9 protein-coding genes and 1 pseudogene are annotated in these 14,520 nt (G+C 37.1%); 4 read left to right on the top strand and 6 right to left on the bottom strand.

Going from position 1 to position 14,520, the window contains the following annotated elements:
- Positions 1-27: 27 nt before the first annotated feature.
- The 4 genes and pseudogenes from dnaK (at position 28) to ACQH2O_RS07125 (ending at position 5,104) form a co-directional block, all read left to right on the top strand.
- On the top strand, positions 28-1,950 hold the full coding sequence (dnaK, locus tag ACQH2O_RS07140; protein WP_010962930.1) for a molecular chaperone DnaK: 1,923 nt from the start codon (positions 28-30) through the stop codon (positions 1,948-1,950).
- A gap of 79 nt (positions 1,951-2,029) precedes the next feature.
- Positions 2,030-2,314 carry a BolA family protein gene (locus tag ACQH2O_RS07135; RefSeq protein ID WP_010962929.1) on the top strand — a complete coding sequence of 95 codons (285 nt, stop codon included), beginning with the start codon at positions 2,030-2,032 and terminating at the stop codon, positions 2,312-2,314.
- Positions 2,315-2,321: 7 nt separating this feature from the next.
- Positions 2,322-3,555: pseudogene (gene metC, locus ACQH2O_RS07130) on the top strand (cystathionine beta-lyase).
- Positions 3,530-5,104, top strand: a complete 1,575-nt coding sequence (locus ACQH2O_RS07125; protein ID WP_070356941.1) for a UDP-N-acetylmuramoyl-L-alanyl-D-glutamate--2,6-diaminopimelate ligase — start codon at positions 3,530-3,532, stop codon at positions 5,102-5,104. Before metC ends, ACQH2O_RS07125 begins: the two are co-directional and overlap by 26 nt.
- Before the next feature lies 1 nt (position 5,105).
- Here ACQH2O_RS07125 and ACQH2O_RS07120 read toward each other — a convergent pair whose 3' ends face one another.
- From ACQH2O_RS07120 to ACQH2O_RS07095, 6 genes are all read right to left on the bottom strand, one after another.
- Entirely contained in the window at positions 5,106-5,960 is an 855-nt protein-coding gene (locus ACQH2O_RS07120; protein ID WP_182282677.1) for an ankyrin repeat domain-containing protein, read from the bottom strand.
- Between the two features lie 67 nt (positions 5,961-6,027).
- A complete protein-coding gene (locus ACQH2O_RS07115; protein WP_208571762.1) occupies positions 6,028-6,753 on the bottom strand; it encodes a ComF family protein in 726 nt (241 codons plus the stop codon).
- Between the two features lie 227 nt (positions 6,754-6,980).
- Positions 6,981-7,295 carry a hypothetical protein gene (locus tag ACQH2O_RS07110; protein ID WP_010082388.1) on the bottom strand — a complete coding sequence of 105 codons (315 nt, stop codon included), beginning with the start codon at positions 7,293-7,295 and terminating at the stop codon, positions 6,981-6,983.
- Positions 7,296-7,349: 54 nt separating this feature from the next.
- Positions 7,350-10,145 carry an excinuclease ABC subunit UvrA gene (uvrA, locus tag ACQH2O_RS07105; RefSeq protein WP_095742771.1) on the bottom strand — a complete coding sequence of 932 codons (2,796 nt, stop codon included), beginning with the start codon at positions 10,143-10,145 and terminating at the stop codon, positions 7,350-7,352.
- Positions 10,146-10,761: 616 nt separating this feature from the next.
- Entirely contained in the window at positions 10,762-11,274 is a 513-nt protein-coding gene (locus ACQH2O_RS07100) for a hypothetical protein (RefSeq protein WP_022626376.1), read from the bottom strand.
- A 95-nt stretch (positions 11,275-11,369) separates the two neighbouring features.
- The gene (locus tag ACQH2O_RS07095) at positions 11,370-14,468 is read right to left on the bottom strand and encodes a phosphoribosylformylglycinamidine synthase subunit PurL (protein WP_425385176.1); all 3,099 of its coding nucleotides are present in this window, start codon (positions 14,466-14,468) and stop codon (positions 11,370-11,372) included.
- Positions 14,469-14,520: the final 52 nt, after the last annotated feature.

Genomic DNA, 14,520 nt, shown 5'->3' with positions numbered 1-14,520 from the left:
GATAATATTTACAATGGGGTACTCATTATGGGAAGAGCAATAGGCATAGATCTCGGAACAACAAATTCTTGTGTTGCAATAATGCAGGGCAAGGATACAAAGGTAATAGAAAATAAAGAAGGGGCAAGAACTACTCCATCTATAGTTGCATTGACTTCTTCAGGAGAAAGGTTGATTGGTGCTCCAGCAAAAAGGCAAGCAACCACCAATGCAAGTAATACCTTTTTTGCTACTAAGAGATTAATAGGCCGTCAATATAGTGATCCTGAGATGAAAAATCTAAGTGTACCATACAAAGTATTTGCAGCAAAAAGTGGTGATGCATGGGTTAAAACAACTGATAATAAAGAATATTCTCCTAGTCAAATTGGTGCATTTATACTGCAAAACATGAAAGAGGCAGCAGAAGCTTATCTTGGAGAGGAAGTAAAAGATGCTGTGATAACAGTGCCAGCATACTTCAACGACTCTCAACGTCAAGCAACAAAAGATGCAGGAAAAATTGCCGGATTAAATGTACTCAGAATAGTAAATGAACCGACTGCTGCAGCACTTGCTTATGGTCTTGATAAGAAACATGGGCACACAATAGTAGTATATGACCTTGGTGGTGGTACATTTGACGTTTCAATACTTGAAATAGGTGATGGAGTTTTCGAAGTGAAAGCAACAAACGGTGATACCCATCTTGGAGGTGAAGACTTTGATAATGGAGTAGTGAGTTATTTACTAGATGAATTCAAGAAAAGTAATGGCATTGATTTGAAAAATGATCCAATGGCTATGCAAAGAATCAAAGAAGCTGCTGAAAAAGCGAAAATTGAATTATCAAGTGCAATGGAAACGGAAATAAATCTACCGTTTATTACAGCTGATGCAAGTGGTCCAAAACACTTAAATATGAAATTAACGAGAGCAAAACTTGAAAGCTTAGTGAATGATTTAATCGAAAGAACTATGGCTCCTTGTAAAAAAGCTCTTGAGGATGCTGGTTTATCTGCTAGTCAAATTGGCGAAGTGGTTCTTGTTGGTGGCATGACTCGTATGCCAAAAGTCATAGAGAAAGTTAAAGAATTCTTTGGCAAAGATCCACATAGAGGAGTTAACCCTGATGAAGTTGTAGCAATTGGAGCTGCAATACAGGCGGGGATCATTCAAGGTGATGTAAGAGATGTGTTACTACTTGATGTGACCCCACTTTCTCTTGGTATTGAAACTCTAGGAGGAGTATTCACTCCACTTATTGAGCGTAATACTACAATTCCTACTAAAAAATCTCAGGTGTTTTCAACTGCAGAAGATAACCAAACAGCTGTTACAATTAAGGTGCATCAGGGTGAAAGAAAACTGGCAGTTGATAATAAGCTACTCGGTCAGTTTAGTTTGGAAGGGATACCTCCTGCTCCGCGCGGAAGGCCACAAATTGAAGTGACATTTGATATAGATGCAAATGGAATAGCACACGTTTCTGCAAAAGATAAAGCTACTGGAAAAGAGCAAAAAATACGCATTCAATCTTCAGGTGGTTTATCTGATAATGAAATAAATCGCATGGTAAAAGAAGCTGAAGAAAAAGCGCAAGAAGATGAAAAGCGCAAAAAGTTTATTGAAGTGAAGAATCAAGCGGATAGCTTAGTCCATTCTACAGAAAAGTCTCTGACAGAGTATGGTGATAAAGTTTCACCAGAAGATAGATCTGCTATTGAAAATGCAGTTAACGAATTAAAAGAAGTTAGTAAATCTGATAACATTGATGACGCTGATTCAATACAGCAGAAAGTTACTAATCTTTCTCAATTATCTATGAAACTTGGAGAAGCTATGTATCAAACATCTCAACAAAATAGTGCTGAAAATGGCTTTTCATCAGAAGGAAATCCAAATGATAAAGAGGAAAAAGTAGTAGATTCTGATTATCAAGACATAGATAATAAAGAAGAGAATAAATAATTGTGATCACTTTTCCTGTCATCCGAGTAGCTGACACTGAGATGACAGGAGGAGCATATTGTTGCTTAAAGAAACCATTATGGACATTATTAAGGCAATAGAAGAAAAGATACGCGATTCGATAGATGTAATTGATATCAACATTATCGATGAATCAGCAAAGCATGCTGATCATTATTTTGCTTCATCTTCAACATTACCTTCGCACATTAAATTAATATTAATATCTGACGGCTTTATTGGAATGAGCGTTCTAAAAAGACACAAGTTGATTTATGAGTTATTGAAGGGTGAGATAGAGCTAATACATGCAATTTCTCTTCACTTGTATACGCAAGATGAGTACAATTTAAAAAATAAATAATAAAAATGTGAAGGAAGAGTCTATATTAGTTAAAGCAGGAAGAAAATTTAATGACTATAAAGGTTCCATGAACCCGCCAGTTTATCATTCTTCTACCATATTATTCCCTACTTACAAGGACTACTTAAATGCAGCAAATGGAGAAAGTATATACGATGTAATCAACGATGGTGTTGCAAGGGATTATAGCTACAGTAATGTTGGTACTCCTACTGTTCATTATCTTTCAAATGCACTGGCTGAAATTGAAGGGAGTGGACAAGCGCTTATTTATCCTTCCGGACTATTTGCACTTACTTTTGCTATTCTAACTTTCGCTAAAGCAGGCTCGCACGTTTTAATTCAAGATAATAGTTATTATAGGCTTAGGAGGTTTGCAGAAAATGAGCTACCAAAAAGAGGAACAGAAGTAACTTTTTATGATCCAACACAGGATATAACTGATTTAATTCAGAGTAATACTTCATTGATAATGATCGAGACTCCTGGTTCTGTAACGTTTGAGATTTCGAATATAGAGCATATAGTAAAAGTTGCTAAGGAACATAAAATTGTGACCGTTTGTGACAATTCATGGGCCACTCCTTTGTTATTTAAGCCGCTTGATTATGGAGTTGATGTTGCACTATATGCGGTGACAAAGTATCTAGCCGGTCACTCAGATTTAGTGATGGGGGCTATTATTGCTGAAGGTGAAATTTTTAAATTGCTTTATGAGAGCTATAAAAATTATGGGGTAACCATTCAATCGCACGACTGCTACCTTGCACATAGGGGACTTAGAACATTGTACACACGTATGAAAAGGCACCAAAATACAGCAATGGAAGTGGCAAAGTGGCTAGAAAAACATTCAAAAATCAAAAAAGTTTTGTATCCAGCACTTCCCTCCCATCCTCAACACGAATTATGGAAAAGTTACTTCAAAGGAGCAAGCGGCACATTCAGTATAGCACTAGATAGAGAATATTCATGTGAAGAACTAAGCTGCATGGTTGATCACATGAAAATTTTTGGTATCGGTGCTTCTTGGGGAGGATGCGACAGTTTGATATTACCAATAGATCGTAGATCTATGTCAAGATCTGTAATGAATTCAGATTATGGTGGAAGTTTTATACGGATATTTTGTGGACTGGAAGATCCTGAAGATTTAATCTCTGATTTAAATGCTGCACTAGCAAGGTTGCCATGTTTGAACACTAAAACTGGCAGATGAAACTGAGAGAATTACTGCATAACATTATTGATGTTAACTTTGATATTGAAATCAAGGGCGTTACATGTAATCCCAATAGAGTAAAGGAAGGTTATCTTTTTGTTTGTGTGTCTGCGGTGTCATTCCAGCGCGTGACGCTGGAATCTAGAAAACCAGCATGTATCCAGATTTTTCCTACTGAATCCCAGTATCACGCACACGACTGTGTAGACGTTGTCATACAAGGAACCAAAAAAGATGTCATCCCAGTGCTTGACTACTTGGATCCAGAAAATTTAATTGCAAATGAACACACTAAGCAATTGCATAATAAAAACTGGATTCCAGTGTCAGCTACTTGCATGACAAATACTCCGAGTTTTGCAGTGCTTGACCACCCAAACCCTCAAGAAATATACAGAGAAATAGTCAGCAGGTTTTATCAATTCAAACAGCCCAAATATGTTGCTGCTGTAACTGGTACAAATGGTAAAACTTCAGTAGTAGAATTTTGCCGCCAGATCTGGCAAAACTCTGGCTATAATGCTGCGTCTATTGGAACACTTGGAACATGCATCAATAATGACAGAGAAGATAATAGCGATAATCTTACCACTCCAGGCGCAGATGACCTTTATTCCACATTATGTGGTATAAATAGTAAGAACGTAGAACAATTAGCATTAGAGGCTTCAAGCCATGGAATTGACCAATACAGAATTCATGGACTTAGGTTCACTGCTGCAGCTTTTACTAATTTCTCGCAAGATCATTTGGACTATCATAAGAGTATCGATGAGTATTTTGAGGCTAAGAAAAGGTTATTTTATGAGGTACTACCAGAGGGAGAAACAGTAATTTTAAATGCGGATATAAATGAGTACCATGCATTGCTTAAAATAGCTGAAAAACGCAGCAACAAAGTTATCACCTATGGAAAAACAGGTTCTGATATTACTTTATTAGAGCAAACACCAACCCCTAATGGTCAATACCTTACAATTAAAATTGGCGATGAAATTTATAACATGTTTTTTCCAGTTTTGGGGCAATTTCAAGCATATAATCTGTTGTGTGCAATTGGTATAGTTACCTCGTCTGGACTGAATTACAGAGAAATATCTATAGGTAAACTCGTTTCTCCACCAGGAAGAATGGAAAAAGTTAAACCTTTTGCATTCGTGGATTACGCACACACTCCAAGTGCGCTTAAACAAGCCCTGTTGTCTTTAAAATGGCACTTCAACAAAAAAATAGTCCTAGTTTTTGGATGCGGTGGCAATCGTGATCGGAAGAAGCGTTCAGAAATGGGTAAAATAGCACAAATGTATGCAGACAAAGTAATAATCACAGATGACAATCCGCGTGATGAAGATCCTGCAAAAATTCGCCACGATATTTTGCTATATTGTCCTAGTGCACTGGAGATAGGGGACAGGAAAGAAGCCATAGAAAAAGGCATAGATATTGCCTATAACGAGGGTATGATTCTGCTGGTTGCAGGAAAAGGACATGAGAAATTTCAAATCATAGGGAATCAAACCTTTGAGTTTAGTGATGTTGAGGTTATTAAAAGTAAAGTTTTATCTTGACCTATATACTCTGACCAATTTCCTGTACAGAGCTCTCTGTTCCTTCCATTTTAGTGTTAGGTTTTGACATTACGTACGCAATGCAAACAGATACTAATGCAATGGATACAGATATACCAATAGTTACTAGTATAGGTAATTCAACAATGTATCCAATACCCGCCACTATCAATGCAGTTGCAATACCACCTACAGCAATCATTTTTGCTTGCCTTTTTTTCTTACATTCCATTTCTCTCTTATGTTTTTCTTCTTCTGCTTTCTTTAAAGCAGCAGCATTTTCCTTATGCTTCTCTTCTTCTGCTTTCTCCAAGACAGCAATCACCTCTTTGTCTGTAGCAAACATACTGGGAATGGAATTATTATTATCTAGTGCTAAAGGACTAGCTCCTTTATTTAACAGGCACCTCACTGCATTTATATGATTATTAGTAGCAGCAAAATGCAGCGGTGTTGAGCCAAGTTTAGAACATGAGTGAATATGTGCTCCTTGCTCCAGTAGTAATTCTATTATTTCCGTATTACCGCTGCTAGCGGCACAATGCAGAGCAGTGTGTCCACCACCATCGCGTGTACTAACCTCTGCACCTTTCTCCAGTAGACGTCTTACTGTTTTTACTAAGCCTTTATGAGCAGCAATGTTTAACGCAGTAGTATAATACCTAGAAGCATGGGTAATCTCTTGCCGTATTTCAAATAAATGATCTATGTGAAAATTAAGTCTTTTCCACTGATTGTATGTATCTTGGTTACATGCGAGCAGCTTTTGCTTAATTTCTTCAATTATGTCACTTTCTTTTGATTCTTGCTCTATTTCTTGGAATATAGCATCAATTTCTTGCTCTTTTATACTCATACGCTCCCCAACAACTATTCAACTATAAATTATAATTTTATGGATATAGTAAAAGCAAGCCAAGATTTTATGTAATAGCCTCACAATCATTCACCGTTCTTGCAAGTGATAGCACTCTCACTTCTTTTGCACCGGAGTTTAAAATTTCCTGAGAGCAAGATCTTACAGTTGCTCCGGTTGTTACCACATCATCAACTAATATCACGATTTTATTTTCGATAATTTTCTTGTTGCTTGTTTTAAAAGCCTTCTTTAAATTTTTTTCACGCTGTTTAAGTGAAAGACCAGCTTGAGGCGCAGTATGGCGAAGGCGTTTTATTGCAAATGGCGTATAGGATAAATTGGACAACTTACTCAATTCTTTTGCAAGCAGTGCTGCTTGATTATATTTACGTTTAAACAAGCGCATTTTATGTAACGGTATAGGGATTATGATCTCTGCGTTCTGAAATGTATCCTGATTAGCTTGGTGTATCCACTTTGCATAGATTTTTACGTAATTCAAATTATCAAAAAATTTGAAATTTATAATCATGTTTCTACTATGTTGATCATAAGCAAAAACTGATCTTAATACTTTAAACGGTGGAGGATTGATGATGCACTTACCACACGTATAAATATTGTCTGAGATTACTACGCCACAAACATTGCAGTAATGCTTAGTTAGAAAATTGATTTTTTTGTTGCATTCACTACACAGATTAAGATTTTCATCAATGATACATTCGCAACTTACGCATACGCTTGGAAATATGAGATTTGTAGCTTTTTTTAGTAAGAGAAGGTTCACAACTCATTAAATATATTATAAAATAATTTATATAGTATAGCTAAAGTAACTTAAGCTTACACTCTTTCACTTTTTATTCCATTTCAATATAGTTCAAACTGAGCCACTGCTGGGTGCTGTAGCTAGTGCAAGTCAGGTTTTCCTACGTCATACCGCCGCGGTATCTCTAGATCCCGCTAACAAGCAGCGGGATGACGAATTTGTCGTTTATCAAATCGTCGGTAAACCTAAGTCACTTTAGTTATAGTATCAAACATAAAGGTTGCAATATTATGTTGGCTGCTAAAATAGCACCAAGTGCACACAATGAATACACTTTCTCTGCCCTGTGACCCACGTTTATCATTATCTTGATAATACTTGTTATAATTGTCTTTACTCTCAACTCCACAAATTACATCTTTCACAGGTCCTAGCACATTATCAACGTAACGTACAGATTTATAGAAACTATTTTCTGGAACTAGTGTGTTATCTTCTGCTTTCTTAGCAGGTACAACTCCATATTCAACGTACCTTCTAAAGTATCGATATACTGACATTCTTATCTCCAAATCATAAATATGCAACCTAGCCTAATATAATTAAGAAATAGTTTATAATAAATACGTTTTAAGATACCTGCCTGTAACACTTTCTGGAATTTTTACCACTTCTTCTGGAGTTCCAGTAGCAATCACTTCTCCGCCTTTTATTCCGCCCTCTGGTCCGATGTCTATTATATAATCTGCAGTTTTTATAACGTGCAAATTGTGCTCGATAACTATAACAGTGTTTCCCAGATTGACTAATCTATGGAGTATTTTTAGTAAGTTATTTATATCTTCAAAGTGTAATCCAGTTGTTGGCTCATCAAGAATATACAATGTTCTTCCGGTAAATCGTTTTGATAGCTCTTTGGACAGCTTTATTCGTTGTGCTTCACCCCCAGACAACGTTGTTGACGACTGTCCGAGTTTTATATAGCCAAGCCCTACTTCCTGTAAAGAAACCAACTTTTCTTTTACCATTGGAAGGTTTTCAAAAAAATCACAAGCCTGATCTATCGTCATATCAAGCACATCAGAGATTGATTTTTCTTTATAAGTAACTTCCAATGTTTCCCGATTATACCTTCGCCCTTTACATTGCTCACACTTCACATAAACGTCCGGTAGAAAATGCATCTCTATCTTTAAGTGCCCATCACCTTTACAAGCCTCACACCTTCCCCCTCTGGTATTAAATGAAAACCGGCCTATATTATATCCCCTTGCTTTTGACTCCGAAAGACCTGCAAACCAATTTCTTATATGAGTGAACATACCAACATATGTTGCTGGATTTGACGCAGGAGTTCTACCAATTGGCGACTGATCAACTTCTATAACTTTATCTATATATTCAAGGCCTTCTATTCTATCACACTGACCATACCTTGCAGACGAATGATGTATCTTATGTGCTGAATATTTATATAACGTTTCTATGACTAAACTTGATTTTCCCCCTCCTGATATTCCAGTAACACAAATAAGATTCCCTATAGGAAATTTAACGTTTACATTTTTTAAGTTATTTTCACATGCATTTATTACTTTTATGAACTGAGTTGCTTGCTTTCTTCTCCTTGGAATTAAAATTTTTTTCTCTCCACTCAAATATTGCCCTGTTATGCTCCCTGAATTTCTTTGCACCTGGTCTGGTGTTCCTTCTGCAACAACTTTTCCACCATTTACGCCAGCTCCAGGACCAATATCAATCGCATAATCAGCAGCCATTATTGTATCTTCATCATGCTCAACAACGATTACAGTGTTACCCATGTCTCTTAAGTTTTTTAGTGTGGCAATTAACCGATCATTATCACATTGATGAAGGCCAATCGAGGGTTCATCAAGAACATATAAAACCCCCGTTAATCCTGAGCCAATTTGCGAAGCAAGTCTGATCCTCTGACTCTCACCGCCAGAGAGAGTGCTAGATTCTCGATCAAGCGTTAGGTAATTCAACCCTACATTCTTTAAAAATGTTAGCCTCTTGATTATTTCACTTAGTATTTTATTTGAGATTTGCTTCTGTTGTTCTGTGAGCTTGTCTGGCAAATTTTCAAACCACTTAAGGGATTCATCGATACTAAGCCCTGATATTTCACCTATATGTTTGCTATCAATTTTTACTGTAAGCGCTTCTTTTCTCAATCTATAGCCAGTGCATTCTCTGCAGTGAGTGACAGAGCAATATCGCTCAACAAGTGTTTCATCATAATCCATCTGGTTCTCCAAGATACTGATCAAACCTTGAAATTTATTAGAGCCAAAGAGTATCATATCTTTTACTTCTTGATCTATGTTCTTCCACGGAATATCAAGGTTAAATTTGTAGTTTTCAGCCAGTGATAGAATTGCACTTTTTAGAAATCCATAACCTGTGTGCACTTGGCGGAACATTGATCCCACTGGCTTTAAAGCACCCTCAGATATTGAAAGAGTTTCATCCGGTACTATTAGCTTTATATCAACACTTAGTTTTTTACCAAGCCCATTACACGAACCACATGCACCGTAAGGGCTGTTAAAAGAAAATAATCTTGGTTCTATTTCCTCAAGAGTGAAACCAGACTCGGGGCATGCAAAATTCTCTGAAAAAGTCAGAATTTGACCATTTTTATACTCGGAATTATGGTTGTCAGGTAGGTTTACTATTTCTACATACATTAGACCATTACCAAGTTTTAGTGCGGATTCTATACTACTTGGCAGTCGATTTCCTATATCGCCCAATATTGATATTCTATCTGCAACCACAAAAACGTCGTGTTTCTTGTTCTTATCGAGTTTAGGCAAGTCATCTACATTGTACACTTCACCATCTATTTTGAACCTTACGTAACCTTGTCTTTTAATTTCCAATATCTCTTTAAGATGTTCTCCCTTTCTACCACGCACAACAGGGGCAAGTATATATATCTTAGTTTCTAAAGGTAACGCAATTATAGTGTCTACAATTTGAGACACCGTTTGTTTTGTTATTGGTAATCCAGTTGCAGGTGAATAAGGAACTCCTATTCGTGCATATACTAAGCGCAAGTAATCGTAAATTTCGGTAACAGTTCCAACTGTTGACCTTGGATTTTTTGAGATCGATTTCTGGTTGATAGATATTGCAGGAGAGAGACCTGTAATCGACTCAACATCTGGTTTATCCTGAATGTTGAGAAATTGACGCGCGTAAGCTGACAGGCTTTCAACGTACCGGCGTTGGCCTTCTGCATAAATCGTATCAAATGCAAGGCTAGACTTGCCAGAACCACTTAGCCCAGTTATAACAACTAGCTTATTTTTCGGTATATTGACGTCTACACCTTGCAGATTATGTTCCCTTGCGCCCTTAACTCTGATAAAATCGTCCATATTATACCATATAACGTATTAACCATTATAGCCTCAAAATACGTGAATTTATAGTGATATATTGATTTTCTATTGATTTTTTCAACTGTTACGGAAAATTAGGCAGCGTTTGATAAATCGTCATTCCGCTACTTGTTAGCGGCTGAGATACCGCGACGGTATGACGGTTAAGTAGGCCAGTGCCCCTATGATGTCATCCCAGTGTCAAGCACATAGCTGTACGAACGTTGTAGTTTAGGAGCAATTCCCACCAGTGGGCCAGTGCCCAGACACTGGTTCTATGCAACTTAATTAAAAACGTTTGTTTTAGCGTAAGACAACTACCTTTAGCTCATCAGCTCAGTTATAAGCAAAATTTCTGGATTCCAGACTGGAATGACACCATTTGCTGTGCAATTTACCTTCAAAAATGAATGTTCGTACAGCTATGTGTCAAGCACTGGGATGACACCATTCTTTTTTCTGGATTCCAGACTGGAATGACACCCCCCTGATAGGCTCAAATCATAATGTTTGTACAGTTGTGGGTTTAGGCTACCTATAAATTCTAAACTGTTGTTACGCACCAAATACACCCCTAGGACCCAAAGTCAGTTTAGCTATATCAGAAAACAGGTTATGTGGAAATCTTAAAATACTTCTTGTTTGCCAAGCAAAATAAATACATTCCTACAAACAAACAGATGCTCAATACTGACGCATAAGAAAACTTAAAAATTAAGTCTCTAGTATATATTGATAGGCATTTACCTGCAGAAAATTTGTATAGTAATCCAACACATACAACGGCACTATCAACCACTGATGCTATAATTAAAGTAATGAAATTTGCCATATGAAAATTCAACTTGGACTTCAATTTTTCAAAAATAATTATGCTTGAGAGAAGAGATACTAAAATTGCAGTATATGAAATCAATATCATCAAATTAAAACTTTGCCATTTAAAAACACAACATAGCGCTGTACACACTATTAAGTTGTACGTAGCTTTGCTTCTGCCATAAAATTCAACCATTGAATTTACAACTAAAGCAGCTCCCACAAATAAGGCAGCACATATCATCAATTTATTTGAAGTGTTGAGTAAAGAAAGACTGATAAACAGGAGTATCGATAAAATAGACATAATTACCTACCCAAAATTAATAACATACATTCATTCTAAATAAACATTACATATAGTAAAAGAGTTATTTAGCATAATAAGAAAAATATTTTATATTAGCATGCCACATCTTTCAGATCTACTTTTAAAACATCCTTTATGTTTAGCACCTTTTTCTCTGTTACTTTGCCAATACATGAATAAACTGCACCTTCAAACAATTCTTCAAACCTCTTCTGATTTTGTGGTGCAATAGTAACCAAAATTCTACTTTGCGATTCAGAAAACATTATTATCTTGTTTATTATGTCTGTATTTTGTATTTTTCCTATTGGCACTAGTGAAAGATCGATTTCAGCACCAAGGTCTCCTGCAATTAGCGATTTTGCCAGAGCAATAACTAATCCGCCTAAGTTTGGTGCAATTGCAGAGGCAATTATGCCATCTTTTATTGCCTGGTTGTAACGCTCATACAACTTCCTAGCGCTCTTTGCATCAACTTTTGGTACGTTGTTATTACCTATTCCACTATATAACTGATATTCAGATCTACCAAGTTCATCAAGTGTTTCTCCAAGCACATATATCAAGTCCCCTGGCATTTTTACATCAAGCGATACCGCATTTTCAATATTTTCTATAATTCCAATTGCTGAGATGAGTAATGAAGGTGGTGCAGAGATTATCACTTTCTCGCCATTTTCATCATATCCCTTGAAGTCATTGAACATACTGTCTTTTCCGGATATGAATGGTGTTTTAAATGCAGTTGCGAAGTCGTAACAAGCCTCTGCAGCTTTCTTTAGTTGCCACAACCTTTCTGGATTATAAGCATCACACCAACAAAAATTGTCGAGCAACGCTAGATGATTTATATTTCCTCCTGCGGCTACATAGTTGCGTATCGCGGTGTCAATTGCACATGCTGCCATGTGGTAGGTGTCAATTTCTCCATAACTTGAGCCAAATCCTTGCGATTTTACAACACCTTTATTTGAAGAAAGGATTGGCCTTGAAACAATAGCTTCACTGCACACTCTTCCCTTGCCCTGCAGTGGTTTCAGCACTGACGACCCTTGAACCTCATGGTCATATTGCACCACTATGAACTCTTTGCTGCAAATGTTTGGTCTGCTCAGCATTTCTTTTAGTTCAATTGCTAAAGAAGGCGAACTTGTTGTCATTCCAGCGCATAGCGCTGGAAGCCCCTTAGACCACGGTTTCGTCTGTAAATGCACTTTGGGATTACCATCATGCAGAAATTCAGTTTCGATGTCCATTATTACTGTCCCTTCAGGACATTTAACAACAGCTTTACCACTCTCATTAAACTCTCCAATCACACAAACCTCCACATCATGTTTTTTCATGATTTGCTTAAACATAGGGAGATTTTCTTCTGGCACTGCTAAGGTCATTCTCTCTTGTGATTCTGATATCCATATTTCCCACTGAGCCATACCATCGTTTTTAAGGAGAACCTTGCTCAAATCAACTTCAAATCCGTCTTTTCCCATTTCACCAATAGACGACGACAGCCCACCTGCTCCGTTATCCGTTATTGCATTATAAAGATCAAGATCTCTTGCTTTTATGACGGCATTGGATAATTTTTTTTGTGTTATAGGGTCACCAATTTGCACAATTGTTGAAGGGCTATTTCCCGATAAAGCCTCTGAAGAGAACGTTGCACCGTGAATTCCATCTCTTCCAACTCTTCCGCCAATAATTACAATCTTATCGCCATTTTTTGGTCCTTTAATGTGTGAAGGTGCATTATTTATATTGCGTGGAATAATTCCAATGCTTCCGACAAAAACTAATGGCTTGCCACAAAATCTATCGTCGAAATATACCGATCCAAGTTGTGTTGGAATACCAGAGCAATTACCAGCAACATTAACACCGTGAATCACTTCTTTCATTATATATTTTGGCGGTAAGATCTCATCAGTGCGCTCTTTATCCCTATAAAATTTGCCTTTTGCTTCTTTGGCAAAGCAAAAGTAATAGGTATTCATTATAGGCTCTGCGCCTTTCCCGAAACCCACTATATCGCGATTAACTCCAAGCACTCCGGTCATTGCTCCACCAAATGGATCAAGAGCTGAAGGGCTATTGTGAGTTTCAACTTTATCTACAATCAAGTAATCGTCATCAAAAATTATTCCTCCTGCGTTGTCGGAGAAAACTGACACGCATATGTCAGAATTTATCTCACGCGTTGCACGCTTAATATAATGAGCATATAGACCGTCTTTTATTTCATCAATAGGGGAGCAAAAAATATTGTGTTTACAATGTTCAGACCAAGTCTGTGCCAGAGACTCAAGTTCAATATCATATGGATTTCTACCAAGTTTTTTAAAGTAATCCTTTATAGCTTTCATTGCTGCCAGCGAGAGCCCTAAAGTGCCATTACCATCGATTCCATCTCTGCTGATTTTCTCAAGTTCTTGGTCACTTACATTTAAATCAACAGATTTAGCCCCATTACTACTTGATATCACTCCAGTGCTCTCTTTTGTCATCCCAGCCTTTTTTTCTGTCATCCCAGTGCTTGACACTGGGATCCATTCTTTTTTTTCCTGGTCAAGCGCTGGAATGACACCGGAGTGGGTATTTAATGACTTATATTTACCATAATATTTCCAGCTATAGTTATTATTTTCTTTACAGATAAGTGTGCAATACTCAGTGATGGGGTTGAACTCTTGTTTTATACCATCTTCGGTTGGTAAATCTCCTTGACTTAGAATCAATTTTGAACTTCTTGCTTTGATCTCAATTGGTGTCATTCCAGCGCGTGACGCTGGAATCTGCGTTTTCTCTTTCTGGATCCCAGTGTCAAGCACTGGGATGACAAAAGAAGGGGCTGGGATGACAGGCTGGTCGATATAGCCTTTGCTTATTAAATACTCTCTAACAATTTGTTTCACTGTGTTGCCTACATTATCGGTCATGCCAGGTAGGAAGCTTATTTCCAAGCCCCACTTTGCTTGTGGTTCTATGAAATCATACGGAACTTCTTCAAGGTTTTCATTGTAGGAATAATAACGGCAGTCTTGTATGACTTTATTATAAAATAGCCCGCAAATTTCTTCATATAATTTGGATGGTAATTCTTTGCGTATGTAAATCGAGTAAACGTTGACTAACCATCTGCAGCCAATTTGCTCGCATTTATTTAAAACTTCTATTCTAATGTTTGCCATGTAATGTTATAAAAAATTTTAATATATAATAGCATACAAGCACGTTTATATT

It is taken from the genome of Wolbachia endosymbiont (group B) of Schoenobius gigantella, from assembly GCF_964031005.1.
Classification (GTDB): Bacteria; Pseudomonadota; Alphaproteobacteria; order Rickettsiales; family Anaplasmataceae; genus Wolbachia; species Wolbachia pipientis.
Note: the sequence above shows the minus strand (reverse complement) of the source record. Positions and strands in the feature narration are given on the sequence as shown.